We start from the raw sequence: 26,998 nt of genomic DNA on the forward strand, positions 1-26,998 counted from the left end.
TCAGCACGCAATGGCCTTCACCGATTTCCTCCGTCAGCAATGCTACATCGACGGCCAGTGGTGCGATGCCGATTCCGGCGCGACTCTGGACGTCATCGATCCCGGCACCGGCAAGACGCTCGGCACCGTGCCGAAGATGGGCGCCGACGAGACCGCCCGCGCCATCGATGCCGCCGAGAAGGCCCTGCCCGCCTGGCGCGCCAAGACCGCGGGCGAGCGCGCGAAGCTGATGCGCAAGCTGTTCGAACTGATGCTCCAGCATCAGGACGACCTGGGCGAGTTGCTCACCCGCGAGCAGGGCAAGCCGCTGGCCGAAGGGCGCGGCGAGATCGCCTATGGCGCCAGCTTCATCGAGTGGTTCGCCGAAGAGGGCAAGCGCGCCTATGGCGACGTGATCCCCGGCCATGCGCCGGATCGCCGCATCGTCTGCATCAAGCAGGGCGTCGGCGTGGTGGCCGCGATCACCCCCTGGAACTTCCCCAATGCGATGATCACCCGCAAGCTCGGCCCGGCGCTGGCGGCGGGCTGCACCATCGTCATCAAGCCTGCCTCGGCCACGCCCTATTCGGCGCTGGCAATCGCCCGGCTGTGCGAGATGGCGGGCATTCCGGCGGGCGTCGTCAATGTCGTCACCGGCAGCGCCGGACAGATCGGCGGCACGCTCACCGCCAGCCCCAAGGTTGCCAAGCTGACCTTCACCGGCTCCACCGAGATCGGCCGCGACCTGCTGCGCGAATGCGCGGAAACGATCAAGAAGACCTCGATGGAACTGGGCGGCAATGCGCCGTTCCTGGTGTTCGACGATGCCGACGTGGATGCCGCCATCGACGGCGCGATGATCTCCAAGTTCCGCAATGGCGGCCAGACCTGCGTCTGCACCAATCGCTTCTACGTGCAGGACGGCGTCTACGACGAGTTCGTCGAGAAGCTGGCGAAGCGCGTCTCTGGCATGAAGGTGGGTTACGGGCTGGACGATGGCACCGAAGTCGGCCCGCTGATCGACGAGAAGGCGGTCGAGAAGGTGGAGGAGCACCTCAAGGACGCCGTCGACGGCGGCGCCAAAGTCCTTGCAGGCGGCCAGCGCAACGAACGCGGCGGTTCGTTCTTCAACCCCACCGTGGTCGCGGGCGTGAAGCCCGACATGAAGCTCGCGCGCGAGGAGACGTTCGGCCCGCTGGCAGGCGTGATCCGCTTCACCGACGAGGCCGAGGCCATCCGCATGGCCAACGACACCGAATTCGGCCTCGCCAGCTACTTCTATGCATCGGACATCAGCCGCGTCTGGCGCGTGGCCGAGGCGCTGGAAGCAGGCATGGTCGGCATCAACACCGGGCTGATCTCCACCGAAGTGGCTCCCTTCGGCGGGGTCAAGCAGTCGGGCCTCGGCCGCGAGGGATCGCACTACGGGCTCGATGACTACATGGAGGTCAAGTACCTCTGCATGGGAATCAAGCCGGCCTGACACCGGCGCGAGAACGAAAAAAGGGCAGGAGGCCGTCGGCCCCCTGCCCTTTTTCATGCGCCGACTGTCAGATCAGTCGAGCACGGTATGCTCATCCGCCGGGTCGGTGTGAAACTCGTGCCACACGCCGTTGATGATGCCGAAGCCGACGGCAAGGCTGACGCCCAGGATCCAGGTGAAGTACCACATCGTCGTTTCCTCAGTAGAAATCGGGGTTGAGGTTTACGTCCCGCGTCGTCACGCGGCCGAACATGATCTTGTAGGCCCAGGCCGTGTAGGCCAGCACGATCGGCAGCAGCACCACGGTCACCAGCAGCATGATGAACAGCGTCGTGTGGCTGGACGAGGCATTCCACACCAGCAGGCTCGAACGCGGATCGATCGAACTGGGCAGGATGAAGGGGAACATCGACAGGCCCACCGAGGCGATGATGCCCAGGTTCGCCATCGATGATCCGGCGAAGACCAGCGTGTCCTTGCGCCCGCGGATGCCCATAAGAGCCACCAGCGGTCCGGCGAGGCCGAGCAGCGGCGCCAGGATCATCCAGGGATGCGCACCGTAGTTGGCGAGCCAGGCTCCGGCAGCATGGACCGTTTCGGTCATGCGCGGATTGGACGGTCCTGCTGCCTCGGCAACTCCGGCAATCCTGTAACCGATGTCGCCCGTCGCCAGCCAGACGCCGCCCAGGGCGTAGAGCACGAAGGCTGCCAGCGCCGCGATCTGGCCGAAGCGCTGCGCACGATCGCGCACCGGGCCGTCTTCCAGCTTCAGCGTCAGCCAGCCCGCGCCGTGCAGCACCAGCATCGCCACGGAGACAAGACCGGCGAGCAGAGCGAAGGGGCTGAACAGTCCCAGCAGCGATCCTTCGTAGAAGCTGCGCAGATCGCTATCGAGCCGGAAGGGGACGCCCTGGAGGACGTTGCCCACCGCCACGCCGAAGACCAGCGCCGGCACGAAGCCGCCGACGAACAGCGCCCAGTCCCAGCGTTCGCGCCACGCGGCATCCGGCCTCTTCGAACGGTACTTGAAGCCCACCGGGCGCAGGATGAAGGCGGCGAGCACCAGGAACATCGCCAGATAGAAGCCCGAGAAGCTCACCGCATAGACGAAGGGCCAGGCCGCGAAGATCGCGCCTCCGCCGAGGATGAACCACACCTGGTTGCCTTCCCAGGTGGGCCCGATGGCGTTGATCACCATGCGGCGCTCGGCGTCGGTGCGGCCCACGAAGGGCAGGAGCGATGCCGAGCCGAGGTCGAAGCCGTCGGTCAGGGCGAAGCCGATGAGCAGGATGCCCATCAGCGCCCACCAGATCAGCCGCATCGTTTCGTAGTCGAAGGGTATGGACATTATGGCCTCCGTCTCATTCGGCCGGGATGGCGGTGAACGTGTTGGCGGGCGCCCGCTTGGGTGCAGGCTCGCCGTCATAGCTCTCGTAGATTTCGGGTCCCTTCCGGATCGTCGCCAGCATGAGCTTGACCTCGATCACCGCCAGTACGCTGTAGAGCGCCGTGAAGCCGAAGATCGTGGCCCAGATCTGGGTCGTCGTCAGGCTCGATGCGCCGAGGAAGGTCGGCAGCACCCCGTCCACCGCCCAGGGCTGGCGGCCGAATTCGGCGACAGCCCAGCCCACCTCGATCGCGATCCACGGCGCGGGCATGGCGATCACCGCCAGCCGCAGGAACCACTTGCGATCGAACCGGCGACGGACCGAGAAGGCGAAGGCGGTCGCAAAGAACACGATGAAGAAGAAGCCCAGCCCCGCCATGACGCGGAACATGAAGAACAGCGCCGGTACGTTGGGTACGGTGCTCCAGGCTGCCCTGGCGATCGTCGCGTCGTCCGCCTGGCGGGGGTCGGCCACGAAGCGCTTGAGCAGGAGGGCATAGCCGAGGTCGTTCTTGTGACGCTCCCAGGCTTCGCGCGCGGTCAGGTCGCCCCGGTTGACCTTGAGCTTCTCCACCGCGTCATAGGCGATCACGCCCTGACGAATGCGATAGTCTGCCCGCTCCACCAGCGGCACGATACCGGCCACCTCGCCCGAGAGGCTGCGCGTGGCGATCAGGCCAAGCACATAGGGCACCTTGATCTCGTAAGCCGTCTCATGCGCGGTGTTCGAAGGGATGCCGAAGAGCGTCAGGCCTGCCGGCGCCTTCTCGGTTTCCCACATGCCTTCCATCGCCGCCAGCTTCATCTGCTGGTTGTCGGTAAGCGCGTAACCGCTCTCGTCACCCAGCACGACGACCGAGAGCGAAGAGGCAAGGCCGAACGCCGCCGCCACGGTGAAGCTGCGCTTGGCCATTTCGATATGGCGCCCGCGCAGGAGGTAGTAGCAGGAAACGCCCAGCACGAAGACGGCGGCGCAGACATAGCCCGCGCTGACGGTGTGGACGAACTTGGCTTGGGCCACCGGATTGAAGAGGACGTCCTTGAAGTTGGACACCTCCATGCGCATCGTTTCGGGATTGAAGACGGCCCCTACGGGGTGCTGCATCCAGCCGTTGGCGATGAGGATCCATAATGCCGAGAGGTTCGAGCCGACCGCGACCATGATCGTCGTCAGCAGGTGGCCGCGCTTGGACAGGCGGTCCCAGCCGAAGAACATCAGACCCACGAACGTGGCTTCGAGGAAGAAGGCCATGAGCCCCTCGATCGCCAGCGGAGCCCCGAAGATGTCCCCGACATAGTGCGAGTAATAGGCCCAGTTGGTCCCGAACTCGAACTCCATGGTGAGGCCGGTGGCCACGCCGAGCACGAAGTTGATGCCGAAGAGCTTGCCCCAGAACCGGGTGACGTCTCTCCAGATAGGACGGTCGGTTATGACATAGACACTCTCGGTAATGACGAGAATGAATGAAAGTCCAAGAGTCAAAGGTACGAAAAGAAAATGATACAGTGCCGTTAAGGCAAACTGCAGGCGCGATAGTTCAACCACTGCCATGTCGATCATGTCGAATCCCGCTGATTTTAGCAGCCTGAGGTATAGAGAAAGCAATTGCCTCAAGCGGGTTGGTTTCGTAGGGGCGCGTTAGGCTTGCTTCCGAAAGCTGTCAAACTTTACTTACGTGGTTACTTATTTTGATCTATGTCAAAATTGCCCGGTTCTTGATACCAAGCGCCTGGATCTTCGATATTGCCGGCGCGGCGCTCTTTGCATGGGGCGTGGCGAGCGGCGTGGATGCCGTTGAGCGAGGCGGGACTCTGTTGCCGTCGGCCGCATCGATAGTCGGAGGCGTGCTGCTGCGCGCGGCGGCGACTTGCGCGGTGAACCACATCGCGGTTTCGGCGGCGCGATCGGCAATCCATGGCCGGCGTGCCGCACTCTGGCGTCAATTGCTGGGCGGCAGACTTCCACGACCGGTTTCCAGCGGCGAGAGCGCCAGCCTGGCGCTGGATCACACCATGGCGATCGAGAACCGCGACGTGCGGTTCGCCCCCGTCAAGACGAGCGCGGTGATCGGCCCGCTCGTCGTGGCGCTGATCGTCGCTCCGGCAAGCTGGGTCGCATCCGCCATCATGCTGGGAACGCTGCTGCCCTTCACCCTGGGGATGATCCTGGCCGGCACCGCCTCCCGGCGGGCGGCCGAGCGCCAACTCGCTGCCCTCGCCGCCTTGTCCGGGCTGTTCGTGGACCGTGTGACGCATCTGCCGCTGATCCGCCACTTCGGCGCGGAAGCACGAATCGGCCGACAGGTCCGCACCGCGACGGGCGAAGTGGCGCGCCGGACGATATCGGTCCTGCGCACGGCCTTCCTGTCGAATGCGGTGCTGGAATTCTTCTCCGCCCTCTCGATCGCGCTGGTCGCCGTCTACTGCGGCTTTTCGCTTCTGGGCCTGCTGCCATTTCCCGCGCCGGAGAAGCTCACCCTGGTTCCGGCCTTCTTCGTGCTCGCCATGGCCCCGGAATTCTACCTGCCGATGCGCCGCCTCGCAGCGGCCTATCACGAGAAGCAGCTTGGCGAAGCCGCCGAACAGGCTCTCGCGCCTTTCGCGAGCACGCCCGCCCCTGATCCCCAAGCGGCGGCGGCCTTCGACGGCCTGCGCGTACAGCACCTGGTGCTGTCCTTCCCCGGCCTCTCTGTCGGCCCGCTCGACTTCGCGCTCGAGCGATGCGACCTGGCCGCCCTGTCCGGCGCGACCGGCAGCGGCAAGACCAGCACGCTTGCCGCCATCGCCGGACAGCTCGTGCCTGCATCGGGCTGCATCGGTTCGCTTTCAGGCGAAGCGCTGCCGCATGGCGGCGTCGCCTGGGCCGCCCAGCGCCCCCTCCTGATCGCAGGGACGCTGGCCCGCAATCTCGCCCTGGCCGCGCCTTGCGCAAGCGAAGCGGATATCCTTGCCGTCGCCCGGCGAGTCGGACTGGGCGATGTCCTGGCTCGGCGCGGGGGCCTCGCCATGCCCATCGATCATGCCGGTTCCGGCCTCTCCGGAGGCGAGCGCCGGCGCATCGGCCTGGCCCGCGCCATCCTGTCGGGTCGCCCCCTGATTCTCTGCGACGAACCCACGGCCGATCTCGACGCGGAGTCTGCTGCCGCCGTGATCGCCCTGCTCAAAGAACTGTCGGCCGAGCGCTGCATCTTGGTCGCCACGCACGATCCCGCCCTGATCCGCGCATCCCGTATGGAGATCGCCCTGTGAGTGCTCACCTCCCGACTGGCGCCGAGCCCCTGCCCGATCTGCTGGCCGCGGCCGGTGTCGCCCGCCGCCAGCTGTTCCTGGCGAGCCTCTGCAGCAGCTTCGCCGCGATCGCCGCCATCGGCCTGCTGGCGGTCTCGGGCTGGTTCCTGACTTCGGCCGCGCTCGCTGGCTCGGCCGGCCTCGCTGCTGCTGCGGCCTTCAACTACCTCGTCCCGAGCGCCGCCATCCGCCTCTTGGCGATCGTCCGCACCCTGTCCCGCTATGGCGAGCGCCTGCTTTCCCACAAAGTTGCCCTGGAAGGCATGGCGCAGCTGCGCGGATCGCTGTTCGACAAGCTCGCCGCGCAGGACAGCCGTCACGCGCCCGACACTTCCCCCGGCGAGGCCAGCACCCGGCTGATCGACGATGTCGAGGCACTGGAGGACCTCGTGATCCGCCAGCCCGCCCGCCAGGCCGCGATCGTATCGGCCCTGGTCAGTCTGGCGCTCGTCGCCTTCGGGGGCGGGCGAGCACTGGTTTTCCTCTCGGTCGTGATGGCCGCCCTCCCTGTCCTGTTTCGCCGCATATCCGAGCGCCTCACGCGCGGCCCTGCGGAAGAGGCCGCCGCCGCGCTGGGACACTTGCGCATCCGCTACGTCGAACTGGCGGGCTGCCGCGCCGAGATCGCGGCCTATGGCCTGGCCGACGAGGCCCTTGTCGAACTCGAACCCATTGCTCTGCGCCTCGACAAGGCACGCGCGGACCTGTTCCGGGCCGAAGCGCTGCAAGGTGCGCTGCTCTCCATCTATGGCGGCGCCGCCGTGGCCGGAATTCTGCTGCTGGCCCGCGAATCGGCGCCGATGGTAGCCCTGGCCATGCTGGCGACGGTCTCTGCCGTCGAAGCCATGGGCGGTCTCTCGCGCAGCCTCCTGCGCCGCGCGTCGCTGGATGCCGGGCTGCGACGGATCGCTGCGCTCAATGCGCTCGATGGCTGCCTTCACGAGCCCGTGATAGCCGCGCCCTCGCCCCTGACGCTCGGCACCCGCAGGTTTTCCGCCGGCGCGCGGGTCGCCCTCACCGGCCCATCCGGCTCGGGCAAGACGCGCATCCTGCTCTCGCTCGCGGGGATGCAGCCATCCTCCGCGCCATTGCGTATCGGCGAGGCGCCGCTCGAGGGGTTGTCCCCCGAGCATCTGAAGAGTCGCTTCGCACTCTCTCCCCAGGACGCTCCGATGCTGATCGGCACCGTGGCCGACAACTTGCGTCTCGCCCGCCCCGGCGTGACCGAATCGGACATGTGGGCAGCCCTGAAGGTCGCGCAGCTCGACCGGCGGATCGCCCGCAGCGAGGCCGGTCTCGATACGCCTGTCGACGAGGGCGGCGGCCTTCTTTCCGGCGGCGAGCGCAAGCGACTGTCCATCGCCCGCGCCCTCCTGGCCGGCCGCCCCTGGCTGATGCTGGATGAGCCGAGCGAGGGGCTCGATGCCGCAACGGAAGCCGCACTGGTGGAGAGCTTGCGGGGCTGGCTCGATCGCACCGGCAACGGCCTGATCCTCGTGTCCCACCGCAAGGTGCCTCTGGCCTTGTGCGAGGAGGAAGTGGAAGTAGCGGGGTTGAGCCAGGCATCCTCTCACGTGGCTAACGCTGGCACCCGAAAGGACTCTGGCGCCCGGAAGGACGCAGACACCGGATGACAGCCTTGATCGTGCCCGCTATCAGGCCGTCCCGCCCCGCTGAAGATGCTGGAACGGGGCTGGGCTCCAACAGGGCTGGGCATGAATCTGAGTTGCGCGGCAGGACAGTGACGATCAACGGACTTACACTCGCGGCGCTGCCGGTCGGCGCCATCCTGCTCGATGGGCTGGTCCGCCCGCGAGGCGGCAGATACCCGGTTTCCGTGGGTCGCAGCCTTGCCGGCACATGGTTGCTGGCCTGGATGATGGCAAGCCTGACGGGCCTCTTCCTCTTCGCCTGCGGCAATCTTCCCGTGGCGGTCAGCCTCGCGCTCGGCCTGCTCGCTCTGCTGACGGTGGCCTCTAACGCCAAGCATGCGATGCTGGGCGAGCCCCTGCTGTTTTCCGACCTTGCGCTTATCGGGGCGATATTCCGTCATCCGCAGTTCTACCTGTCGGCAGTCGCCATCTGGCAGCGCATCGTCGCCGGCCTCATCGCGCTCGTGCTTTTCGCGCTGCTCGCTTGGCTCTTCGTCCCTGACGTGCAGCCGCACCTGATCGGAGCCGCGACGCTCGCCGTGAGCCTGGCGGTGCTTTGGCTTTCTCTACAATCGCCGCCCATGCGTGCCCTGGCGAAAGTTCCGGCCGCCCACGCCGACGTGCTTCGTCATGGGCTGATGGCGACCCTGCTGCTCTACTGGCTTCGTTGGCGGGACAGCCGCGATCCGGAGACTTGCGCCGAGGCGCCCCGCGCCCCCGCCCTTCAATCGCCGGAACTCGTGGTCGTCATCCAGTGCGAGAGTTTCGCGGACCCGGCCGAACTTTTCTCGAACCCGAATCTGGCGCTGCCCGGCCTGGCCGCCGCGCACGAAGGCGCGTGGCGATCGGGCAGGCTCGAGGTCAGCGGCTTCGGCGCCTATACCATGCGCACCGAATACGGAGTCCTGTTCGGCCTTGAAGAAGAGGACCTGGGATTCCGGCGCTACGATCCGTTCCTGACGGCGCTGGGCGATTCCTCCTATGCCCTTCCCGCTCGCCTGAAAGCCTCGGGCTGGCGTAGCGTCTTCGCGCACCCTCACGACATGCGCTTCTACGGCCGCGACAGGATCATGCCGGCCGCTGGTTTCGCCGAACTGGTGGGCGAAGATCGCTTCGCCGCGCCTGCGCCCGGCGAAGGCCGCTATGTCACCGATGCCGCGATGGCCGACGAGATCGTCGCGATCGCCGCCGCTGCCACCGCGCCGACCATGATCTATGCGGTCACCATCGAGAATCACGGTCCCTGGGCGCCCGACGGCCACCCCAGCGGCGATCTCAAGCAAAGCTACCTCCGGCTCGTGCGAAGAAGCGATGCGATGCTTTCGGACCTGATCGAACGACTCGGCGCTCTGCGGCGCCCGGCGCTCCTGGTCTTCTTCGGCGATCATCGCCCCAGCATTCCCGGTGCGACGGCGCCGGGCGGGGACCGGCACACGCCTTACGTCATGGTTCGTCTGGACGACGCGGGCAAGCTCGCACCCGGCGGGTATTGCCGGCAGGACCTTACCCCGGCCGGATTGCACCATGCGATCCTCGGCGCCGTGCTGGGCGATGCCCTGCCCCAGGGAGATGCCGCCGCGCGGCCTACCCCGGCGGCGCCAGCGACAGAAGCAGCCGGTCACGCATAGGGCGCGGCAGGAGCCGGTCGAACAGCCGCAGGACCGCGAACGGCCAGGGCATGACGGCATGGGCCTTGCCGCGCTCCACGGCCTGGGCAATGCGCGCGGCAACCTCCTCCGGCTGCAGCATGAGCGGCTTGGGTCCGGGAACCTGTCGTCCTGCGGCAGTATCTATGAAACCGGGGGAAACCAGCGTCACGCCGACACCATGCTCCCGCACTCCGAGACGCAGAGCCTCGGAAAACCGCGTTAGCCCTGCTTTCGAACCGGAATAGGCCGCAGCGAAGGGTAACGCGTGGAACGCCGCCGCCGAACCGATCAGCACGATCCGGCCTGATTTCCGGTCCACCATGCGTGCGGCCATCGCCGCGGCCATGGCCGCCGGCGCGGCGAAGTTGATCACGCTCAATCGGGCCACGAGCCCTGGATCCTCCACTTTGTCCGTCGCGGCCCGGATATCCCCCAGGCCGGAGGCGAAAAGGGCCAGATCCACCGATCGGGCTTCGTCCTCCTCGATCAGGGCAGCGACCGCCGCCGGGATGTCGGCGATGTCCAATGACCGCAAGGTTACGGTCGCCCCCCGGGTTCGACAGGTCTCCGCCAACTCCGTAAGACGCCGCAGATTACGGCCCCAGAGAGCGAGATGGACGCCGGAAGCGGCATAGTGGCGCGCCAGCGCGCCGCCCAGTCCTCCCGAGGCGCCGGTCACAAGAATTTTTAGCTGTGGGGAACCCGAGTTCATGGTGCTGCTTCCATGAAACTGACCGGTATTGTCAACATCTCAGCCGTTTGAGGTACTATTGCCTTGACACTCAACCACGCCTGTTGTTCGAGATCGACGCAATGCCTTCGCTGAATCCTAGTCCGCAACGTATTCGATTGTTCAAGAGCGAAAGGCTCGAGCGGTTCACGTTGATCTCGCCGCGCACTTTCGCGGCGGCCTGGGCCGTGCTGCTTCCGGCGATCGCCTGGGCGGGCTGGGGCGCGGTGGATCCGGCCGGTGGACTGGGCCTGGTGCTGGCGGGCCTGGGCGTATGGACGCTCTTCGAATATGTCATGCACCGCTACATGTTCCATCTGGATACGGACGTGCCGGTGCTGAAATGGTTCGTGTTCCTGATGCACGGAAATCACCATGACGCGCCGAACGATCCCCTGCGCAGCCTCATGCCGCTGTCGGCCAGCGTGCCGATCGCGGCGGTGATCTGGGGCGTCTTCGCACTGCTGCTCGGGACGCCGGGAACCTGGCTGTTCCTGGGCTTCATGATCGGATACGTCATCTACGACGTGGTCCATTACGCCTGCCATCACTGGTCGATGAAGGGGAAGCTGGGTTCGGTGCTGAAGCGCCATCACATGCGCCATCACTACGTCGATGAGGATGGCAACTACTCGATCTCCGCGATTTTCTGGGATCGGGTGTTCGGCAGCAAGATCCGCTCGCTCAAGCGGTAATGATCGAAATGACGGGAAAGCCTCACCGGAAGCGATAATGCGCGCTTCGGGAACGGCGGTCCTGTCGTTGAAGGAATGGAAGGAGCAGTTCTTGAATTGGCAGCAGACCCTCAACTCGCGCGGGTGGAAGGTTCCCTTCGTCAACAAGTCGCTCTTCCAGATCGGCAAGGAACTGCGGCCGAAGATCGACGCCATCATCATGCGCAATTCGCGCATTCCCGATGCCGCCGTCCAGGACAAGTGCTTCTTTCCCTGGATCGCCGAGCTTGAACGGCAATGGGAAACCATTCGCGACGAAGCCGTGCGGATCCGGGCCGAGGACATCCCCTCGCTGGGCGACCTTTCGTTCGACCACGGCCGAATCGCCGCCGACCGCCGCTGGCGCGCCTTCTTTCTCAAAGGCTACGGCTACCGCCTGAAGAAGAACGCTGCCCGCGCGCCGGTGACCGCCGCAGCTATCGAAAAGATCCCCGGACTGGTGACCGCCAATTTTTCCGTGCTGGAAGCCGGCGGCCACATTCCCCGGCACTGGGGCATGACCAAGGGCATGCTGACCTATCACCTCGCCCTCAAGGCACCCGCCGATCGCGACAAGTGCCGCATGCACGTCGAAGGTGATGACAAACTCCACATCCTGACCTGGGAGCCGGGCCAGTCCTTCCTGTTCGACGATATGTTCAACCATGAAGTCTGGAACGAAACGGAAGAAGACCGCTACATCCTGCTCATCCAGATCAAGCGTCCGTGCCGCTGGCTGGGCAGCATGATCCAAAACACTTTCCTGTTCGGCGTGCGCCACTCGCGATTCGTGAAGGACATCACCAAAGCGATCGAAGCCGCGGGGAACAATCCGGCGCCGCGCACCGGAGCGGCCTGAAGCCGCCTGACTCTGCCGCTTTCGGGAAGGTTCCAACCCGGCGGCGACGCGCTGCCGGGTGGATGCGGTCAGCGCCAGAAGCAAGGCTCCTGTCCCCGCGAATCGCTGGGGGCCCCTACGGTCCGCCGGGACACCGGCACGGTAGAGGCCCCCCGCCATCAGCGGCAGACCCGGACGCGGTGGTGGTGACGCCATTCCGTCCAGCATCGCGGTGCATGACGGGCCCGATAATGGCGGCGCTTTTCATAACGATGCCGGGGGACGTACCGGCGATCGTGCCGACTATAGTAATGTCGACGGCGGACGTCGTGATGACGTTCCGATCGTTCGGCGCGGTGATGCCTGCCATCGCGCCACTGCGCACTGGCAGGCGCCGTGATCCCGATGCTGCCTGCCATCATGGCGACGGCGACGGCGATTTTCAGCAGTTTCATTTCTGTCTCCTGTGAGAATACGAGCTCCGACCTGTGCGTTTCGCTCCGCCGGTCGGCATTTCGTTTATGCGCGAGGCTACCAAGGCCTTGCCGCGTCGTGTTTTTCTAAGAGTGTCGTGCCTCTGTATCGCAGATGTACGATCACTGGTGAGCAGGTGCGCCGTGCCGGGGGCGCGACAGGCTGAGGCGGCATCATCGGTTTGCGGACCGCTCGAGATCGTGGATCGTCCGGCTGCAAGACCCGGCGAAATCCTTAAACCCAGTTGCTGGACACCGGGCGTCGCGCGAGGGAACGCCGAGAAGATCAAACGCCTCTCTCACGACGCGGAACAGGCTGTTCCTCGGTTCAGCCAAGGGCGGGTGGACAGGGCTCGGGAAGCTCTGCAATAGGGCCGGGTTCCGAAAACTCTCCCCCTGCCCATAGAGAGTCCAGTCACCGTGATGATCCCGAACCGTCTGTTGCCACGACGCGTCCGCGTGGCGCTGCGCCGTCATGGTCCCGAAGCACTGGTCTGGCGACGGCGGGTTGCGATCGTGGGCGGGGCCGTCCTGGTCGGCCTCGTGGCCCTGGTGTTCGCCGAGCTGGCGGACCGGGCGAATGCCGTGTTCCACGTTTTGGCGGGGCGCTTGTGGTGGGCGCCGCTGATCGCCACGCCGCTTGGCTTTGCCGCCATCGCCTGGCTTACCTTGCGCTTTGCGCCTCTCGCGAAGGGCTCCGGCATTCCCCAGGTGATGGCCGCGACCAAGAATCCGGAAGGCTCGCTGTCGACTCTGGTATCCGTCCGCGCGGCGGTCGCGAAGTTCGTCCTGACGATCGGCGGCCTGCTCGTCGGCGGGTCGGTCGGACGCGAGGGGCCGACGGTCCAGATCGCCGCCGCCATCATGGGCCGCATGCACCGCGTGCTGCGCGTCCGCCTGCGGTCCTCGGTCTACATCGCGGGCGGTGCGGCCGGCGTCGCCGCCGCCTTCAACACGCCGCTGGCCGGGGTCGCCTTCGCCATCGAGGAACTGGCGGCCGCCTATGAACAGCGCATGACGCTGCTCGTCATGGCCGCCGTGCTGATAGCCGGCATGGTCAGCCTGGGGATTGCCGGCGACTACATCTACTTCGGCGCCATGCGCCAGACCCTGGGAATCCAGCAGGCCCTGATCGCCGCGCCGGTCGCCGGAATTCTCGGCGGCATTGCCGGCGGAGCGTTCTCGCGCCTCATGCTGGCGGCCGGCACCGCGCCGACCCGGCCGATGGCCTGGCTTCGCGCCCATCCGGTGCTGTTCGCCATGCTCTGCGGCGCGATCGTCGCCGTGCTCGGGGTCTCGACCGGCCTGACCTGGGGGACCGGATACGACACCGCCCATGGCATCATCGCTGGCAAGGAGGCGCCGATCTGGTTCGGCGCGGCCAAGTTCGTGACGACCCTGGCGACGGCGGTTTCCGGCATCCCCGGCGGCATCTTCGCCCCGTCGCTCTCGATCGGCGCCGGGATCGGCGATCTTCTGCGCGGGATATTTCCCGGCTATCCTTCCGGAGCCATCGTGCTCCTGGGCATGGTCGCCTATTTCACCGGCGTCGTGCGCGCGCCTTTGACGGCAGTCATCATCATTTCGGAGACGACCGCGAGCCGAGGCCTGATGATGCCCCTTCTCGCCTCCGCGCTGATCGGCGATTTCGCCGCCCAGTTCGTGTGCAAGGAAAAGCTCTACCACGGCCTGTCGCAGCGCTTCCTGACGAAAGCGGGATAGTCGCGGGAGCGGCACCGATCAGGCGCCGTTCATCAGGACCTGTCAATGTGGTTGCGTTTCGGCGAAGGACCCTCCCATGCTGATCGTCAACGCGCCTGACCTCCGCGACCGCGATGTCACGGATCACGGCCTCTATCTGAAACGCCGGCAGTTCATGGCCGGAGTCGCCGGGCTGGGTCTTGCCGCATGCAGCGGCAGCAGCCCCGCCTCGGCCACCGCGCTCAGGTTCCGCCCAAACCGGATGCCCATCGATGAAGCCCGGACGCCCCTGGACGACGTGACCGGCTACAACAACTTCTACGAGTTCGGCACCGGGAAGGAAGATCCCGCTAAATACGCGGGCATGATGCGCACCCGGCCCTGGACGATCGTCGTCGACGGACTGTGCGACCGGCCGGGCCGCTATGCGATCGACGATCTCATCAAGCGCTTTCCCCTGGAAGAACGGATCTATCGCATGCGCTGCGTGGAGGCATGGTCGATGGTGATCCCATGGGTGGGCTTTCCGCTCGCCAGCCTGATCAAGGCGGTCGGCCCCCGGAGCGGGGCGAAGTTCGTCGCCTTCGAAACTCTGCGCGATCCCCGGCAGATGCCGGGCCAGCGAAGCTCCGTGATCCAGTGGCCCTACCGCGAAGGCCTGCGACTGGACGAAGCGCTCCATCCGCTTACGCTGCTGGCGGTAGGGCTTTATGGGCAGACGCTGCCCAACCAGAACGGCGCGCCGATCCGCCTGGTGGTCCCCTGGAAGTACGGGTTCAAGGGGATCAAGTCGATCGTGCGCATCCGCTTCACCGACCGGCGTCCGCAGACCAGCTGGCAGATGCTGGCTCCTCGCGAATACGGGTTCTACGGCAATGTGAACCCGGCCGTGGACCACCCGCGCTGGTCGCAGGCCAAGGAGCGACGCATCGGCGAGTTCTTCCGCCGCAAGACGCTGCCGTTCAACGGTTACGGCGAGCAGGTGGCGGGGCTCTATCGCGGGCTCGATCCGCGCCAGCTCTACTGATGGCGGCGGTGAAGCGGCCGGTCCGGCCGGCGCTGGAATCCGCGCTCGTCTGGCTCCTGTGCGCAGCGCCGCTGCTGCTGATCCTGTGGTGGGGCTTCACGGGCGGTCTCACTGCCAATCCGGTCGAGTTCGTCTTGCGGGAACTGGGGCTTTGGGGCCTGCGCTTCCTGTGCCTGACCTTGGCCGTCACTCTGCTGGCCAGATATTCCGGGATGCCCCGCCTGATGCGGTTTCGGCGGCGCATCGGGCTATGGGCCTTCGCCTATGTGACCCTTCATCTGCTGACCTACCTCGGGGTCGCCCATGAGTTCGACTGGGCGGAAATCGCCACCGACATCGCCAAGCGCCCCTACATCACCATCGGCATGGGCGCTTTCGCCCTGCTGGTGCCCCTGGCTGTAACCTCCGCAGATGCGGTGCGGCGAAAGCTGAAGCCGCGATCATGGCGGCGACTGCACCGCCTGGTCTATTTGATCGCCGCCCTGGGCGTGGTGCATTACTTCCTGCTGGTGAAGGCGGATACCCGCAGTCCGCTGCTCTACGGCGCGATCGTGACCGCCCTGCTGGCGGCGCGGATACCGTCATGGACGGGTGCGCGAGCACGGCCTGCGCGCTGAGCGCGCGTTTCAAAGCGCCGTTCCCGGTAGAAACTGCCGCAGCAGGCCCGCGCTGGCCACGCCGATCAGCACGGTGGGCAACAAGGGGAGGCGCGAGGCGGCCAGGAGGGTCAATGCCAGGGCGGCGAGATCGGCGCGCCTGTCGGAGACGAAGTGGGGCGCGATGACCGAGATGAGGACGCATCCCGGCGCGGCGTCCATCACGGTCAGGAAGCGCGGCGACAGCTCCCGGTCACCGAGCAGCAGGTAGCCGCCGATCCGGGTGGCGTAAGTGGTGACGGCCATGAGGACGATGGCCAGGACGGTCGTGAGGTCGATCATCGCCGGGCGCCGATCCAGGCGGCTGCGATACCCGCAAGGGCGCCGGCCGGAACGTACCACGCGCCCGGCAGGCACAGATAGGCCGCGGCGGCCGCTGCCAGACTGATCGCCCATGGGAGCGCCTCGCGCGCCGTCTTCCACATGCCGCGGAGAAGCACGAGGAACACGGCCGGAAAGGCCATGTCGAACCCCCAACGCGACACGTCGCCCAGGACCGGGCCAAGCCAGGCACCGAGCGCGGTGAAGACGACCCAGGTTCCATAAAGTCCGGCGGACAGTCCGAGGAAATAGCGCAAGCTGAAGGCGGCCTCGTGGCCTTCCGCGCCGCCGCCCTCCGCTGCCCGGCGCTTGGCGTCGGCAAGCGCCATCGCCCAACTTTCATCGCACATGAAGAACAGGCTCGGCAGCGCCTTGCGCGGCGGCAGGTGGCGCAGCCAGGGCGCCAAAGCCGCCCCCATGAGGAGATGGCGGCTGTTCACGAGCAGGGTGATGCCGACGATAAGCAGAATGTTGGGAGGCGAAGTCCACAGCCCCACGGCCGCGAATTCGGAGCCGCCGCCGAAATTGAGGCCCGTCAGCAACGGAACCTCGACCTTGCCGAACCCCTTGCCGCTCGCCTGCGCACCCAGCACGAGCGCGAAAGGCACGAAGCCGATCATCACCGGCAGCGAAGCGCGCAAACCTCTGCCGAATTCCCGCTGGGGCACTGTTGCGAGTGCGGTCTGCTGCATGTCCATCATGTCTCACCTTCCTGGGGGTGATCTAGCCGATTTGGGGCATCATGTGGTTGCGATTACACCAGAGAATGGCTGAATTTCTGAAACGAATTTGCCTCTTCTGGCAATTTCGTGGCATGCCGTGCCCATGCAACCGGACCCGATCGATCGCCGTATCCTGGCCGCCCTGCAGGCGGAGGGCCGCCTCAGCAATATCGACCTCGCGCGGAAGGTCGGCTTATCACCCTCTCCGTGCCTGCGGCGCGTCAAGCTGCTCGAAGAGGCCGGCTTGATCGACGGCTATGTCGCCCTTCTCAACCCGGAAAAGCTTGGTTTCGGAATGAGCGTATTCGTCCGCGTGTGGCTGGACCGGCAGGACCAGGATACGGTCCAGCGGTTCATCGACAGCGTCCGCCCTCTCGATCATGTCGTCGAATGCCACCTCATGGCAGGGGACTGCGACTTCCTGCTGCGCGTCGTCGCTCCCGATCTGGAAGCCTATCGCCGGTTCCAAGCCGAGCATCTGGCGCGCATCGAGGGCGTGCGCAGCTTGAAGACAGATATTCCGATGCAGTCGGTGAAAATGAAGACCGCCCTGCCTCTTTGAATTCTCCCTGACGGATGTGAGATCACCGGTGCTCCGCCGAGGCCCACGAGACCATCACATCATCGGGCGGTTAGCCGCTGCTCGGCGGGTGGACTGGCGCGATCTGCTTGATCAGCCGCACGACTTCGCTCTGCCGCCGGCAACCCAGCTTTTCCAGCACCCGCTTGGCCTGCAACCTTACGGTATGGATGCTGGTCCCGCGCAGATCCGCCAGTTCGCGGATGGTGGATCCTTCCGCCAGACCCGCCGCGATCGCAGCTTCGGCTCCTGAAAGGCCATAGAGCTTACGCAGTCTCGGCTCGATGCTCCGATCGCCTGACTCCGCGATCGGTATGATGATCATCACATGTCTGGAAAACGGGCCATTCTGCACCGGAACCAGCGTCGCCTGGATGGCTTTGCCACCGCGCAACGGGAGCAGAATGCTCTCGGCCGGAAAACCGCGGGCAACGCTGACGCGGGCCACGGCCTCGATCAGCGGGCGCTCGGCCTCTGAAGCCATGGCGAGCAGTTTCCCTTGCGATGGGCGGACGGCCACACCCGCAGCCAGCATATGTTCTGCCACAGCATTGCCGTGCAGGATCTTGCAATCGCCCCTCACGAGGAGGACCGCCTGACCCAATCTGTCGAACATTTCCTTGTACGTCGCATTCGCGCCGTCCGCCGCTGCCAATCTGGCACGGGCGGCCAACAGGCAGCCGAGGTGGCCGGCATGAAAATCGAGGCGCTTGACTATATCGGCATCAAAACCCTTACTGGACTTGCCGCGATGGAAACCGATATTGCCTTTGCCCCAGCGCGCCTGCGAAGGCAGCGCCAGCGTTCGGTACGTATCGTCGCCGATCACCCGAAAGAACTCGTTGTGAAGGTAGCTCATCTCGAACTCCCGATCGGAAACCAGATCGGATAGATCGAGCGCCCTGCCCGGCCTCCAGGTCCTGAGAATCGCGTTGCTCCATACGTCCGCGGCGGCGAAGCGAGTTTCGTATTCCGCGATATTTTCCGCGGTCCATTGCATGCTGAAGGCATCGACCCGGGTCATTCCATAGCTTGCCCAGCCTGCGATGTAGCTTCGCGCGCCTGTCTGGTGCGCAAGCGTCTTGAGAACGTCGGAAAAGGCTTCGTCATCCAGAACCGCGTCGGCAATAGCTTCTGGATGGATTAGGGCAGGTCGAGCCGAGCGCGCCATCATGACTGCATGAGGGCGGACCGGAATATTCTACGACCTCGACAGCCGGGGGCCGTTGCCGATGAGCGGGAGTGCGACAGCGGCCAGGATGACGCTGCCGATGAAGGTCGCGAGGATCGAGAACCCGTCGAGCAGCAGCCCGCCGAAGACACCGCGCATGAGGATCGACAGCTGAATCGCGGCCACCATCAAACTGCCGGCAGCCTCCGGAGCATCGTCTACATTCCGCGACATCCATGTCATCCAGATCACGGACATGGCGGTGTTCATCACGCCCCAGAGCGCCATGAACAGCGCCGCCGCAGCGCCGGACCTGCAGAAGAAGACCTGGCCCAGCGTGCAACCTCCCATCACCGGAAAGCATCGTGGAACGGCACCTCGCATCAGGCCTGCTGGTGCAGGCCCTCGATGACTGGTCCCCACTGTTCCACGGCCATTTCCTCTACTATCCGAATCGCCGCCCGAACTTGCCTGCCTTCAAGATCACGGTCGATGCACTGCGGCATCGGGATCGATATCGTTCGGACGGAGTGCTTTGCGAATCCGTGTCCCTCGGGTGAGCAGCGCCCGGAGTCTCGACCGCCGAGACTGCACCAGAAAGCAGGAGGCTTCCTCCCCTCGACCCAGAGATGGGCACGATCTGCCTGTCAGTGCGGCGCCTAGCCAGCGCGCTGAGACAAATCGGAGTCGCCGCAGTTCAATCGGTTATGTCTCAGGTTAAGTTGCAACAAGAACATCGCGGCTCTGAGCGTGCCGCATGGCTGAACATACAACCTGTTTCATGTCCTCGAAAAGCGACGAAGTTTGCTTTGAACTGGACATTACCGCGGCTATCCGCAGCACGCCGCAGCCGATTACTACCGGAACCATATGTATGTCCCCGCTTTGTCTCGTCACAATTGCGGAGAGGTCGAACCATGCATAATCCGGACAACGAAGGCGGCGGCTTGCGAAACGAACTGCGCGGCGACGCGGGCCGAGTGGCTGGTGCCGCGGCAGAACGTCTGCAGTCGGAAGCCAATGATCGTAAAGGCCAGGTCGCCGAACAGGCTCATGCCGTATCGTCCGCCCTCGGCAGCGCGGCCGACGGACTTGGAAGCGACACTCCGAGCTGGGTCAAATCGGCTCTTGAACAAGGGGCCAAGTCGATTGAACAGCTTGCGCAGGCTATCGAGGGGAAGGATTCCCGGCAGCTCGTAGGCGATGTTCAGCAGTTCGCGCGCCAGCGTCCGGGAAGTTTCCTGACCGGTTGTGCGTTGCTCGGGTTTGCGGCCTCGCGCGTCTTCAAAGCGGGCGGTTCGCAGACCAGCCAGGCGCCATCGACGCCAGCCACGCCGGTATCCCGCGAATCCCAACCCTATCCCAGCCATGCATCCGAAGGCTCCGCCACGGCAACACCGATGATGAGCTTCACCGACGGCGGCGGAGCTGCAAGCCCGGTTCTTCCACAAAACGTGGGGACCTCGCTATGAACGATGAGACCACGCCGTTCCCTGGCAGCGCATCCCGGCCAGGATCCGGCCAAGGGCAGGACAACATAGTCGATTTGGTTCGCCAGCTCACCAGCCAGGGATCTCACCTCGCTGAGCAGCAGCTTCAGTTGATCCTGGCCGAAGTTCGCGAGGCCACCGACGACTTGAAGGCCGCCGTCGCCGGTATGCTCGGAGCCGCCGTGGTGGGAATCGCCGGCCTCGGCGTGGTGCTGATGGGCATCGCCTACCTGCTCGGCGACGCCATCGAGAACCTCGGGCTGGCCACGCTGATTGTTGGTGTGGTGACACTTGTCGTCGCGGCGATCCTCTACGCGAGCGCACGCAAGAAAATGAGCGCTACCCATCTCTCGCCGGAGCGAAGCCGCAGAACACTTGAGCGTACGCCTGGCGCCGTTCGCGGCGATCTCACTCCCGGAGCATAGACCATGACCGATCAGACCCACCAGGATCCTGCAGAGATCGAACGCGACATCCGGCGGACACAGGAACAGATGAGCCGTACCGTGGATGCCATCGGCGACCAGCTCACACCTCGCAACTTGCTCAATGCCTTGCTGGACAAGGCGGAAAGCAACAATGTCGATGCGCGCATGCTGCTCGACGGGGCCCGTCGCAATCCTCTTGCAATAGCGATGATAGCGGGCGGCGCGATTTGGCTTGTCAGCGAGAACGACGCCAAGTTGCCTAAAATCGAGAGACACAAGCACGAGCCGTCGTCCGGCCCGGGCGTCGATCCTCATCACCGCGACTACATCTCGCATATGGAACGAGTGGAAGCGCGCGATGGGGAGGACGCCGCCAGCTACCAGCGCCGCCGCGATGCCGCGCGCGCGAACTACTTCATGGTAGAGCGGTCGCACGACGATGATGATCACAGCTTTCGCGACAAGCTCGACAAGGCTGCCGAGGCGTTCCGCAACCGCCGCCATGCATGGTCGGACAGTGCCGCCCAGGCTGGCAAGGCCGTTGCCGGCGGCAGCCGCACGGCCGTGGAAGCGGCGGCCGCGAAGGGCCAGCAACTATACAGCAGCAACCCGCTGATCGGTGGCCTTGTGGCCGCGGCGGCAGGTGCGTTTCTTGGCAGCCTCCTGCCGGAGAGCGAAGCGGAGCAGCAAGCCTTGGGCAGCATAGGCGAAAGGGCACGCGGCATAGCATCCGAGCAGACCAATCAATTGATGAGCACCGCGCGAGAGAAGAAGGACGACCTCGTCGCCGCCGCACAAGAAAGTGTCGCTTCTTCAGAGTCCAACGAACGGCAGGGCGCCGAGACGAGGCCGCAGCCAACACTGCCGATCTAAGCAGGAAGGCCTGCGATGTTTGCCGCCGCCTGAGGTCACTCAGGCGGCGGCTTGTCACGTCGAAGTCCGTGGGCAGCGAACGGGTTTTACGCGAACGTGGCGGTCATCACCAATCATCCCGGACAGCCTGGAGCGCGGTTCTGGCACCCAGTTTGAACCGTCGTGTGTTCCGGGCAGCTTGCAACCATCATCGAACAAAACCTTCGAGTTCCCGCGCGAACTGCTGGACTGCCTGTGAGAGCGAGGGCATGAGCGCGCCCTTTTCGCTCGCCAGAGGACTTGCTCGAGGTCTGGACGCTTTCCAACCGAGATCGCCGCTGCAGACGAAGTCGATCAGGCTCTCGTCCAGACCGCAAGCGCGGGAGATCCGCACTGCGAATTGTGCCCAGCTTACCGCCTCTTCGTTGCTGAGGTGCCAGAGGCCGGCGGCCTCGTCGATCAACAAGTCCAGAGTAGCCTCGCACAAGTGGGGGACGTAGGTTGGAGAAACGAAGCTATCCTTCGCTGCAGCGAAGCGTTCTTTGCGGCGCAAGCGATCTACCACCGCAACCGCGAAGTTGTAGCGATCCCATGGCGAGAAGAATGCCGCCGTGCGTACGATCAGGTGCTGTCCAGACAGATTGGCGACAGCCTGCTCCATGCGCCATTTGCTTTTGCCGTAGACGTTCAGTGGAGCCGGTACATCGCTCTCGCGGTAGACCGAGAGGCCGGCGTCGCCGAATACCAGGTCGGTCGAGAAATTGACGGTTGGGATGGCACGGGTGGTACAGGCATGAGCCACCGCTAGGGCACCGCCCGCATTGATGCGCATGCACGCGGTGTCGTTGTCCTCGGCCTCGTCAACGCGTACCCATCCGGCAGCGTTCATAACGGCCCAGGGTCGATGCCGGTCGAGTGTTGCCGCGATGCTCGCTGGATCGAGCAGATCGAGTTCTGCGCGGCCGCTGAGATGATAGGCCAGACCGCGCCGTGCGCATGCGCGGGCGAGTGCCTGCCCGAGCGTCCCGGTTGCTCCTAGGATCAGGACGAGCCGGGCTCCGGGCCTGGCGGGAGGAGAATGGGCACTCATCGGCGCCGGCCGGTTGACGACGGGGTGGTGCAGCCGAGAAGGCCTGTGCCACCAGCCAAGCCCTTCGGCCGCCGGAGGCAGAGCGCTGTTCGTGGTGAGTGCCCGCATCAGCTGCGCCATGGCGGTGGGGCGAGGCGCACCGCTGCGCACGTCGTATGCACCGGATTCGTAGAGGCCGGGCGCCGTCAGCAGTGTGTTCCAGCCGCTGCTGCCGTACAAGGCCCAGGCCGTGACCGCGCGCACGTCGGTTCCCTGGCTGCGCAGCTCGTCCGCCGTAGACCACGCTTCGGTAAACCAGCGCAGTTGTTCTTCGCGTGAGCAGCCGTTGTGGACTTCGGTAACGGCCAGAGGCAGGCCGTAGCGATGCCATGCTTCCTGAAGGGCACCGCGCAGGCCTGCCGCGGGTGGGTCCAGCACTCGCACCGCTTCCACGTCGGCAAAAGCGCGCGTTGCATTGCTGCCGTGAGTCCGTGGAGGATAGCGCTGTAGCCGGTGGTCCAGGAAGCGGTCACTGGTGAGATAGTGGTTGATCCCCAGCATGTCCGGTACACACGGCTGGTCTGCTAGCGATCGCAGGCGTGCCTCAAGGCCATGGTCGCACAGCCGTTTCCACAGATCGTGCCCGGGATCGACTCGGCCACACAGCAAGTCCCATCCCATCCAGCGGCGCGCATTGTCGAAGCCCGCCTGATCGGCAAGTGCCGAAGTCGCATAAGTACGACCCAGGTCATCGGTCTGGATGAGCCGGGCGGATGGATTTACGCTGCGGATTGCTTCCATCGCGGCGCGCGTTGCCTCGACTTGCGTGAGTAACGCCGTCCAGAATGCCGCCTCATCGCGCGCATGGGGATACCAGTAACCGTAAAGTGCCGAGAAGCGCGCGGTGGTCAGCGGTTCATTGACAGGTGTCCAGTCCGTCACCCACGGATAGCGCCGCGCCGTGGCAAGCGCGTGGGCCGCAAGGCCATCCACGAAGCTGTCGTCCAGAAGCGAGGTATGCCGCGGCCCGCTGCCGTGATGGACCAATCCGATGATCGGGCGTAGCTGCAAAGCTCTGAGCAGGTTCAGGCCGCGATCGCTCCAGTCCCAGTCGGGAGCCGAGTGCTGGTCCGGCGAGACCCTTTCCCAGAGCACCGGAAAGCGCAGCGCCTTCACGCCGAGGTCGGGCAGCAGCTCGATGTCGCTCGGACGGCGATCATGCCCCGTCAGGATCAGTTGATCCCGGAACTCGTCCCCGACGCGATTGACCGTGCATTCTGCACCGGCCCAAAGTTCAAGATCAATCATGAGCGAGCTTTCGGAACTGCAATAGTAGCCTGCGAATTTAGGCGTTCTCAGTACAGCGACTGTTGGTCGAGTATATTGCAAATTTACTCAGGGAACGATGTTTAACCTGTAGTGTTCCAGTAAATATCGGCTCAAGCGGAGAATTAACATGGCTTATAATGCTTGCGCCGGATCCGGTAAAATTGCGAGGATGGGTGTCGGCGATTTGCTGATTATCTGCTTCAGCCATTTGCGGTGGGATTTCGTGTTCCAACGACCGCAGCACTTGATGACGCGCTTGGCCGCTTCGTCCCAGGTGGTGTTCTGGGAAGAGCCGATGCAGATCGCCGGACTGGAAAAGCCTCGCCTGTCGCTGCGGCCATGCCCGGCAAGCGGCGTGACGGTCGCCTGCCCGGAGCTGCCCGAAGGTTTGGATCAACAAGGGATGGACGCCGCCCTGCGGGTGCTGCTCGCAGGCGTAGAGGCCAACCGCGAGGGTAAGCTCCTGCTTTGGTATTACACCCCGATGATGCTGTCGTTTTCCCAGCATCTCCAAGCCGATTGCATCGTCTATGACTGCATGGACGAACTTGCCAATTTCAAGTTCGCGCCATCCGATCTTCTCGCGCGCGAAGCTCAGCTGCTGCGAACCGCGGACCTGGTCTTCACCGGGGGCTACTCGCTTTATGAAGCCAAGCGCGACCGGCACCCGAGCGTACATGCCTTTCCCTCCAGCGTCGAGCGTGAGCACTTCGTCGTAGCGCGCGAAACGATGGAGGAACCTCCCGAACAGCGCTCGCTTCAGCGGCCGCGGTTCGGCTTCTATGGCGTGGTCGACGAACGCATGGATCTGGAGCTGTTGGCCCACCTGGCCGATGCGCGGCCGGAATGGTCCATCTTGATCGTCGGCCCGGTCGTGAAGATCGACCCTGCCGACCTGCCGGCGCGCCCCAACCTCCATTACCTGGGCGGAAAGTCGTATGTCGAACTCCCGGCCCATCTGGCGGGCTGGGACGTGGCGCTGATGCCTTTTGCGATCAACGAAGCAACCAGATTCATCAGTCCTACCAAGACGCCGGAGTATCTGTCCGCGGGAAAGCCGGTGGTATCCACGCCGATCGCCGACGTGGTGCGGCACTACGGCGGCCTGCAGGGCGTAAGCATCGCCGAGGGCGCCGATGCCTTCGTGGCGGCCTGCGACGAAGCGCTCGCGCTGGCACGGGGGGACGGCAAATGGCTGGAGGAAGCCGACGCGCTTCTGCTCCAGACCAACTGGGACGATACCGTCACGCGGATGCGTGGGTTGATCGATACGGTGTTGATGGCCGGCCAGGCGCTGCATCCCATCGTCTCACCCACCATCTGGCCTCCTGCCGCGCCCAAATACGACGTCATGGTAGTGGGTGCGGGTTTTGCCGGTTCGGTCATGGCCGAACGGCTCGCCTCCATTGGCAAGACAGTGCTGGTCGTCGATCGCCGTCCACATATCGCGGGCAACGCCTACGACAGGCTCGACGATGCCGGGCTGCTGATCCACCAGTACGGACCACACATCTTCCATACCAACAGCACCGAAATCTTCGAGTACCTGTCGCAGTTCACCGAATGGCGAGCCTATGAACATCGGGTGCTCGCCAAGGTGGACGGCTTGCTGGTGCCGATCCCGATCAATCGGACGACCATCAACATCCTCTATGGCCTCGACCTGAGGAGCGAAGCCGAAGCGGAAGCGTTCCTGGCCTCGCGGGCGGAGCCGGTTCCCCTGATCGAGACGTCGGAAGATGTCGTGATCGCCGCTGTCGGACGCGAGCTTTATGATAAGTTCTTTCGCGATTACACCCGAAAACAATGGGGTCTGGATCCTTCGCAGCTCGACCGAACGGTTACGTCACGCGTGCCCACCCGCACCAACACCGACGACCGCTATTTCAATGATCGGTTCCAGGCGATGCCCGCTGAGGGCTACACGAAAATGTTCGAGCGCATGCTCGACCACCCGAACATAGATCTGCTGCTCGGCACCGACTACGCGCAAGTACGAAGTGCCTACCTGCATACGCAGCTCGTTTTTACCGGGCCGATCGACGAATATTTCGGGTACCGTTTCGGCAAGCTCCCATACCGCTCGCTGCGCTTCGAGCACGAGACGATCGACACCCCGTGGTTCCAGCCGGTCGCCGTGGTCAACTATCCGGATCTCGAGACGCCTTACACGCGGATCACGGAATACAAGCATCTTACAGGTCAGGAAAACGACAGGACCAGCATCACGCGCGAGTATCCGCAGGCAGAGGGAGATGCCTACTATCCCATTCCGCGCGAAGAGAACCAGGCGCTGTTCAAGCGGTACGAAGCGCTGGCAAGGTCAGAGGAGAACGTCACCTTCGTCGGTCGGCTGGCAACGTATCGGTACTACAACATGGACCAGATCGTCGGTCAGGCGCTTGCCAGCTTCCGGCGCACCTTCCTTCACGCGGAAAGGGCACCGGCCGACAGGGCGATAGCCTCCAGCTCGCAGAAAGAGGGCACGACGAGCGGCAACGTCGCTTCTGTCGCTTGAAGCGAAGCCGTACAAGGTGCCGCGAAGATCCGATCTTGAAGGCCGCCTGCAGTTTTCCAAAGACCCTTCTCGCGATCCGCAGTGACTGCAAAGGGCTGAGACGGGTTTACTGCACCTTGGGTCTGGCGGAGTTCGGCGGGGGTTGACAACGCGGGCGGCCGGCTTCGAGCATCTTCGCCAATCGTCGACAGAGGGCTGGTGATCAACCCAGAACCGAACGTAGTCGCTCTTGCGCCAGCTAGGCACGAAAACAGCCCGATGCTTGTAGGCGATCCATGCCCACCGAGAGCGAAGCCCGTCGTCGCGATGTGAGTTAGTGAACGACGGCGGGGACAAGATACGCAAAGTCGCGGATCAATATCTCGCATCGTCCACCTTGATCATGCTTGTATCGGCCCACTCAAGCGTCCGTCCATCGGACGCGCCCAACGTCAAGGGTGCGACAGGAGGCTCCATCGCCGGGCTCGCACCAGCCGCTCACCGCTACAACCGCGACAATCATCGGGCCGCAGCCGGACGGGCCGCCGCCAACGTCTACCGGTGCCGGGCATGGCCAGGCTGAATTGCTAACTGCATTTACGCATCGACTTGGCTGGTGGCTTTTCGAGCGTAGCTTCCAGCCACTCTTCCGCAATTCACTAAAAGGTATTTTCTGCCACTATAGACGCGGTGACCTTGTCCAGCTTAGCCTGATGGACCGGGTCGATGCCCTGCTTGGCAGGCGCCTCGCTTCAAGCAGGCGCTGCCGGGCTTCTGCGAGGATGACTTCGGGATAAAGACCAAAGGAGGCAGTGCGCTGCAGCTGGTGCAATTTGAAATTCATGCGCCAGTAACGAGCGCCGGACGGCTTCACGAGCAGATAGAGCCCATCGCGATCAGACAGCTTGTACGCGTTTTCGCGTGGCCGGGCCCGATCGACCGCCGTTGCGGAGAGACCGGATT

At 64.6% G+C, this 26,998-nt stretch carries 26 protein-coding genes; 15 read left to right on the forward strand and 11 right to left on the reverse strand.

Annotation, left to right across the window (positions count from 1 at the left end; translation table 11 throughout):
* Window positions 1-10: 10 nt before the first annotated feature.
* A complete protein-coding gene (locus tag L284_RS35235) occupies window positions 11-1,462 on the forward strand; it encodes an NAD-dependent succinate-semialdehyde dehydrogenase (RefSeq protein ID WP_021234013.1) in 1,452 nt (483 codons plus the stop codon).
* Window positions 1,463-1,534: 72 nt separating this feature from the next.
* Here the strand turns inward: L284_RS35235 and cydX are convergent, their stop codons facing one another.
* Genes cydX through L284_RS35250 form a run of 3 tightly spaced genes read right to left on the reverse strand, consistent with a single transcriptional unit; the run spans window position 1,535 to window position 4,407 of the window.
* Window positions 1,535-1,651: a cytochrome bd-I oxidase subunit CydX gene (cydX, locus tag L284_RS47380; protein WP_021234014.1), complete on the reverse strand. Its 117-nt coding sequence runs from the start codon at window positions 1,649-1,651 to the stop codon at window positions 1,535-1,537.
* A 10-nt stretch (window positions 1,652-1,661) separates the two neighbouring features.
* On the reverse strand, window positions 1,662-2,810 hold the full coding sequence (gene cydB / locus L284_RS35245; RefSeq protein ID WP_021234015.1) for a cytochrome d ubiquinol oxidase subunit II: 1,149 nt from the start codon (window positions 2,808-2,810) through the stop codon (window positions 1,662-1,664).
* Between the two features lie 13 nt (window positions 2,811-2,823).
* Window positions 2,824-4,407 carry a cytochrome ubiquinol oxidase subunit I gene (locus L284_RS35250; protein ID WP_200861648.1) on the reverse strand — a complete coding sequence of 528 codons (1,584 nt, stop codon included), beginning with the start codon at window positions 4,405-4,407 and terminating at the stop codon, window positions 2,824-2,826.
* A gap of 257 nt (window positions 4,408-4,664) precedes the next feature.
* On the opposite strand from L284_RS35250, the gene L284_RS35255 reads away from it, so the two are divergent.
* From L284_RS35255 to L284_RS35265, 3 genes are all read left to right on the forward strand, one after another.
* Window positions 4,665-6,098 carry an ATP-binding cassette domain-containing protein gene (locus L284_RS35255; protein WP_327194210.1) on the forward strand — a complete coding sequence of 478 codons (1,434 nt, stop codon included), beginning with the start codon at window positions 4,665-4,667 and terminating at the stop codon, window positions 6,096-6,098.
* Entirely contained in the window at window positions 6,095-7,771 is a 1,677-nt protein-coding gene (locus L284_RS35260; RefSeq protein WP_021234018.1) for an amino acid ABC transporter ATP-binding/permease protein, read from the forward strand. Before L284_RS35255 ends, L284_RS35260 begins: the two co-directional genes overlap by 4 nt.
* Window positions 7,772-7,863: 92 nt before the next feature.
* Window positions 7,864-9,417: an LTA synthase family protein gene (locus L284_RS35265; protein ID WP_235054355.1), complete on the forward strand. Its 1,554-nt coding sequence runs from the start codon at window positions 7,864-7,866 to the stop codon at window positions 9,415-9,417.
* Here the strand turns inward: L284_RS35265 and L284_RS0124140 are convergent.
* Entirely contained in the window at window positions 9,374-10,150 is a 777-nt protein-coding gene (locus L284_RS0124140) for an SDR family NAD(P)-dependent oxidoreductase (RefSeq protein ID WP_031342101.1), read from the reverse strand. The two genes, L284_RS35265 and L284_RS0124140, sit on opposite strands and share 44 nt — an antisense overlap.
* Before the next feature lie 137 nt (window positions 10,151-10,287).
* On the opposite strand from L284_RS0124140, the gene L284_RS35270 reads away from it, so the two are divergent.
* Together L284_RS35270 and L284_RS35275 are read left to right on the forward strand one after the other, a co-directional pair.
* Window positions 10,288-10,863 carry a sterol desaturase family protein gene (locus tag L284_RS35270; RefSeq protein WP_021234021.1) on the forward strand — a complete coding sequence of 192 codons (576 nt, stop codon included), beginning with the start codon at window positions 10,288-10,290 and terminating at the stop codon, window positions 10,861-10,863.
* 91 nt (window positions 10,864-10,954) lie between these two features.
* Entirely contained in the window at window positions 10,955-11,740 is a 786-nt protein-coding gene (locus L284_RS35275) for an aspartyl/asparaginyl beta-hydroxylase domain-containing protein (protein WP_031342104.1), read from the forward strand.
* Window positions 11,741-11,898: 158 nt separating this feature from the next.
* On the opposite strand, the gene L284_RS47940 is transcribed toward L284_RS35275, so the two are convergent.
* Window positions 11,899-12,174: a hypothetical protein gene (locus L284_RS47940; RefSeq protein ID WP_152524654.1), complete on the reverse strand. Its 276-nt coding sequence runs from the start codon at window positions 12,172-12,174 to the stop codon at window positions 11,899-11,901.
* Window positions 12,175-12,615: 441 nt separating this feature from the next.
* Between L284_RS47940 and L284_RS35285 the strand changes: the two genes are divergently transcribed.
* The 3 genes from L284_RS35285 to L284_RS35295 all read left to right on the forward strand — a co-directional run bounded on the left by L284_RS35285 (window position 12,616) and on the right by L284_RS35295 (window position 15,537).
* A complete protein-coding gene (locus L284_RS35285; RefSeq protein WP_031342105.1) occupies window positions 12,616-13,914 on the forward strand; it encodes a chloride channel protein in 1,299 nt (432 codons plus the stop codon).
* Window positions 13,915-13,990: 76 nt separating this feature from the next.
* On the forward strand, window positions 13,991-14,920 hold the full coding sequence (gene msrP / locus L284_RS35290; protein WP_021234026.1) for a protein-methionine-sulfoxide reductase catalytic subunit MsrP: 930 nt from the start codon (window positions 13,991-13,993) through the stop codon (window positions 14,918-14,920).
* An 8-nt stretch (window positions 14,921-14,928) separates the two neighbouring features.
* Window positions 14,929-15,537 (forward strand): protein-methionine-sulfoxide reductase heme-binding subunit MsrQ, encoded by a 609-nt coding sequence (locus L284_RS35295; RefSeq protein ID WP_200861646.1) that lies wholly within the window; start codon window positions 14,929-14,931, stop codon window positions 15,535-15,537.
* 9 nt (window positions 15,538-15,546) lie between these two features.
* On the opposite strand, the gene L284_RS35300 is transcribed toward L284_RS35295, so the two are convergent.
* Complete coding sequence (locus L284_RS35300) at window positions 15,547-15,858, reverse strand: AzlD family protein (protein ID WP_021234028.1); 312 nt, start codon at window positions 15,856-15,858, stop codon at window positions 15,547-15,549.
* Complete coding sequence (locus L284_RS35305; RefSeq protein ID WP_021234029.1) at window positions 15,855-16,598, reverse strand: AzlC family ABC transporter permease; 744 nt, start codon at window positions 16,596-16,598, stop codon at window positions 15,855-15,857. Before L284_RS35305 ends, L284_RS35300 begins: the two co-directional genes overlap by 4 nt.
* A gap of 124 nt (window positions 16,599-16,722) precedes the next feature.
* Between L284_RS35305 and L284_RS35310 the strand changes: the two genes are divergently transcribed.
* Window positions 16,723-17,181, forward strand: coding sequence for an Lrp/AsnC family transcriptional regulator (locus L284_RS35310; protein ID WP_021234030.1), 459 nt, complete (start codon window positions 16,723-16,725; stop codon window positions 17,179-17,181).
* Window positions 17,182-17,251: 70 nt separating this feature from the next.
* On the opposite strand, the gene L284_RS35315 is transcribed toward L284_RS35310, so the two are convergent.
* Together L284_RS35315 and L284_RS0124145 are read right to left on the reverse strand one after the other, a co-directional pair.
* On the reverse strand, window positions 17,252-18,370 hold the full coding sequence (locus L284_RS35315) for a nitrogen regulation protein NR(II) (protein ID WP_235054356.1): 1,119 nt from the start codon (window positions 18,368-18,370) through the stop codon (window positions 17,252-17,254).
* 30 nt (window positions 18,371-18,400) lie between these two features.
* Window positions 18,401-18,724 carry an MFS transporter gene (locus tag L284_RS0124145; protein ID WP_200861647.1) on the reverse strand — a complete coding sequence of 108 codons (324 nt, stop codon included), beginning with the start codon at window positions 18,722-18,724 and terminating at the stop codon, window positions 18,401-18,403.
* Window positions 18,725-18,735: 11 nt separating this feature from the next.
* Here L284_RS0124145 and L284_RS46865 point away from each other — a divergent pair, with 11 nt between their 5' ends.
* The 4 genes from L284_RS46865 (at window position 18,736) to L284_RS35330 (ending at window position 21,161) form a co-directional block, all read left to right on the forward strand.
* On the forward strand, window positions 18,736-18,930 hold the full coding sequence (locus tag L284_RS46865) for a type 2 periplasmic-binding domain-containing protein (protein ID WP_021234033.1): 195 nt from the start codon (window positions 18,736-18,738) through the stop codon (window positions 18,928-18,930).
* 357 nt (window positions 18,931-19,287) lie between these two features.
* Window positions 19,288-19,842, forward strand: a complete 555-nt coding sequence (locus L284_RS35320) for a hypothetical protein (protein ID WP_021234034.1) — start codon at window positions 19,288-19,290, stop codon at window positions 19,840-19,842.
* Entirely contained in the window at window positions 19,839-20,285 is a 447-nt protein-coding gene (locus L284_RS35325) for a phage holin family protein (protein ID WP_021234035.1), read from the forward strand. The genes L284_RS35320 and L284_RS35325 overlap by 4 nt, the downstream gene beginning before the upstream one ends.
* Window positions 20,286-20,288: 3 nt before the next feature.
* Window positions 20,289-21,161: a DUF3618 domain-containing protein gene (locus L284_RS35330; protein ID WP_021234036.1), complete on the forward strand. Its 873-nt coding sequence runs from the start codon at window positions 20,289-20,291 to the stop codon at window positions 21,159-21,161.
* A 187-nt stretch (window positions 21,162-21,348) separates the two neighbouring features.
* Here L284_RS35330 and L284_RS35335 read toward each other — a convergent pair whose 3' ends face one another.
* Window positions 21,349-23,517, reverse strand: coding sequence for a family 1 glycosylhydrolase (locus L284_RS35335; RefSeq protein WP_021234037.1), 2,169 nt, complete (start codon window positions 23,515-23,517; stop codon window positions 21,349-21,351).
* Window positions 23,518-23,665: 148 nt separating this feature from the next.
* On the opposite strand from L284_RS35335, the gene glf reads away from it, so the two are divergent.
* Entirely contained in the window at window positions 23,666-26,056 is a 2,391-nt protein-coding gene (gene glf, locus L284_RS35340) for a UDP-galactopyranose mutase (protein ID WP_235054357.1), read from the forward strand.
* Window positions 26,057-26,714: 658 nt separating this feature from the next.
* On the opposite strand, the gene L284_RS47385 is transcribed toward glf, so the two are convergent.
* Window positions 26,715-26,998: Arm DNA-binding domain-containing protein (locus tag L284_RS47385; protein ID WP_235054358.1), on the reverse strand; the 284-nt coding region annotated here is incomplete at its 5' end.

The organism is Novosphingobium lindaniclasticum LE124, assembly GCF_000445125.1.
GTDB lineage: Bacteria > Pseudomonadota > Alphaproteobacteria > Sphingomonadales > Sphingomonadaceae > Novosphingobium > Novosphingobium lindaniclasticum.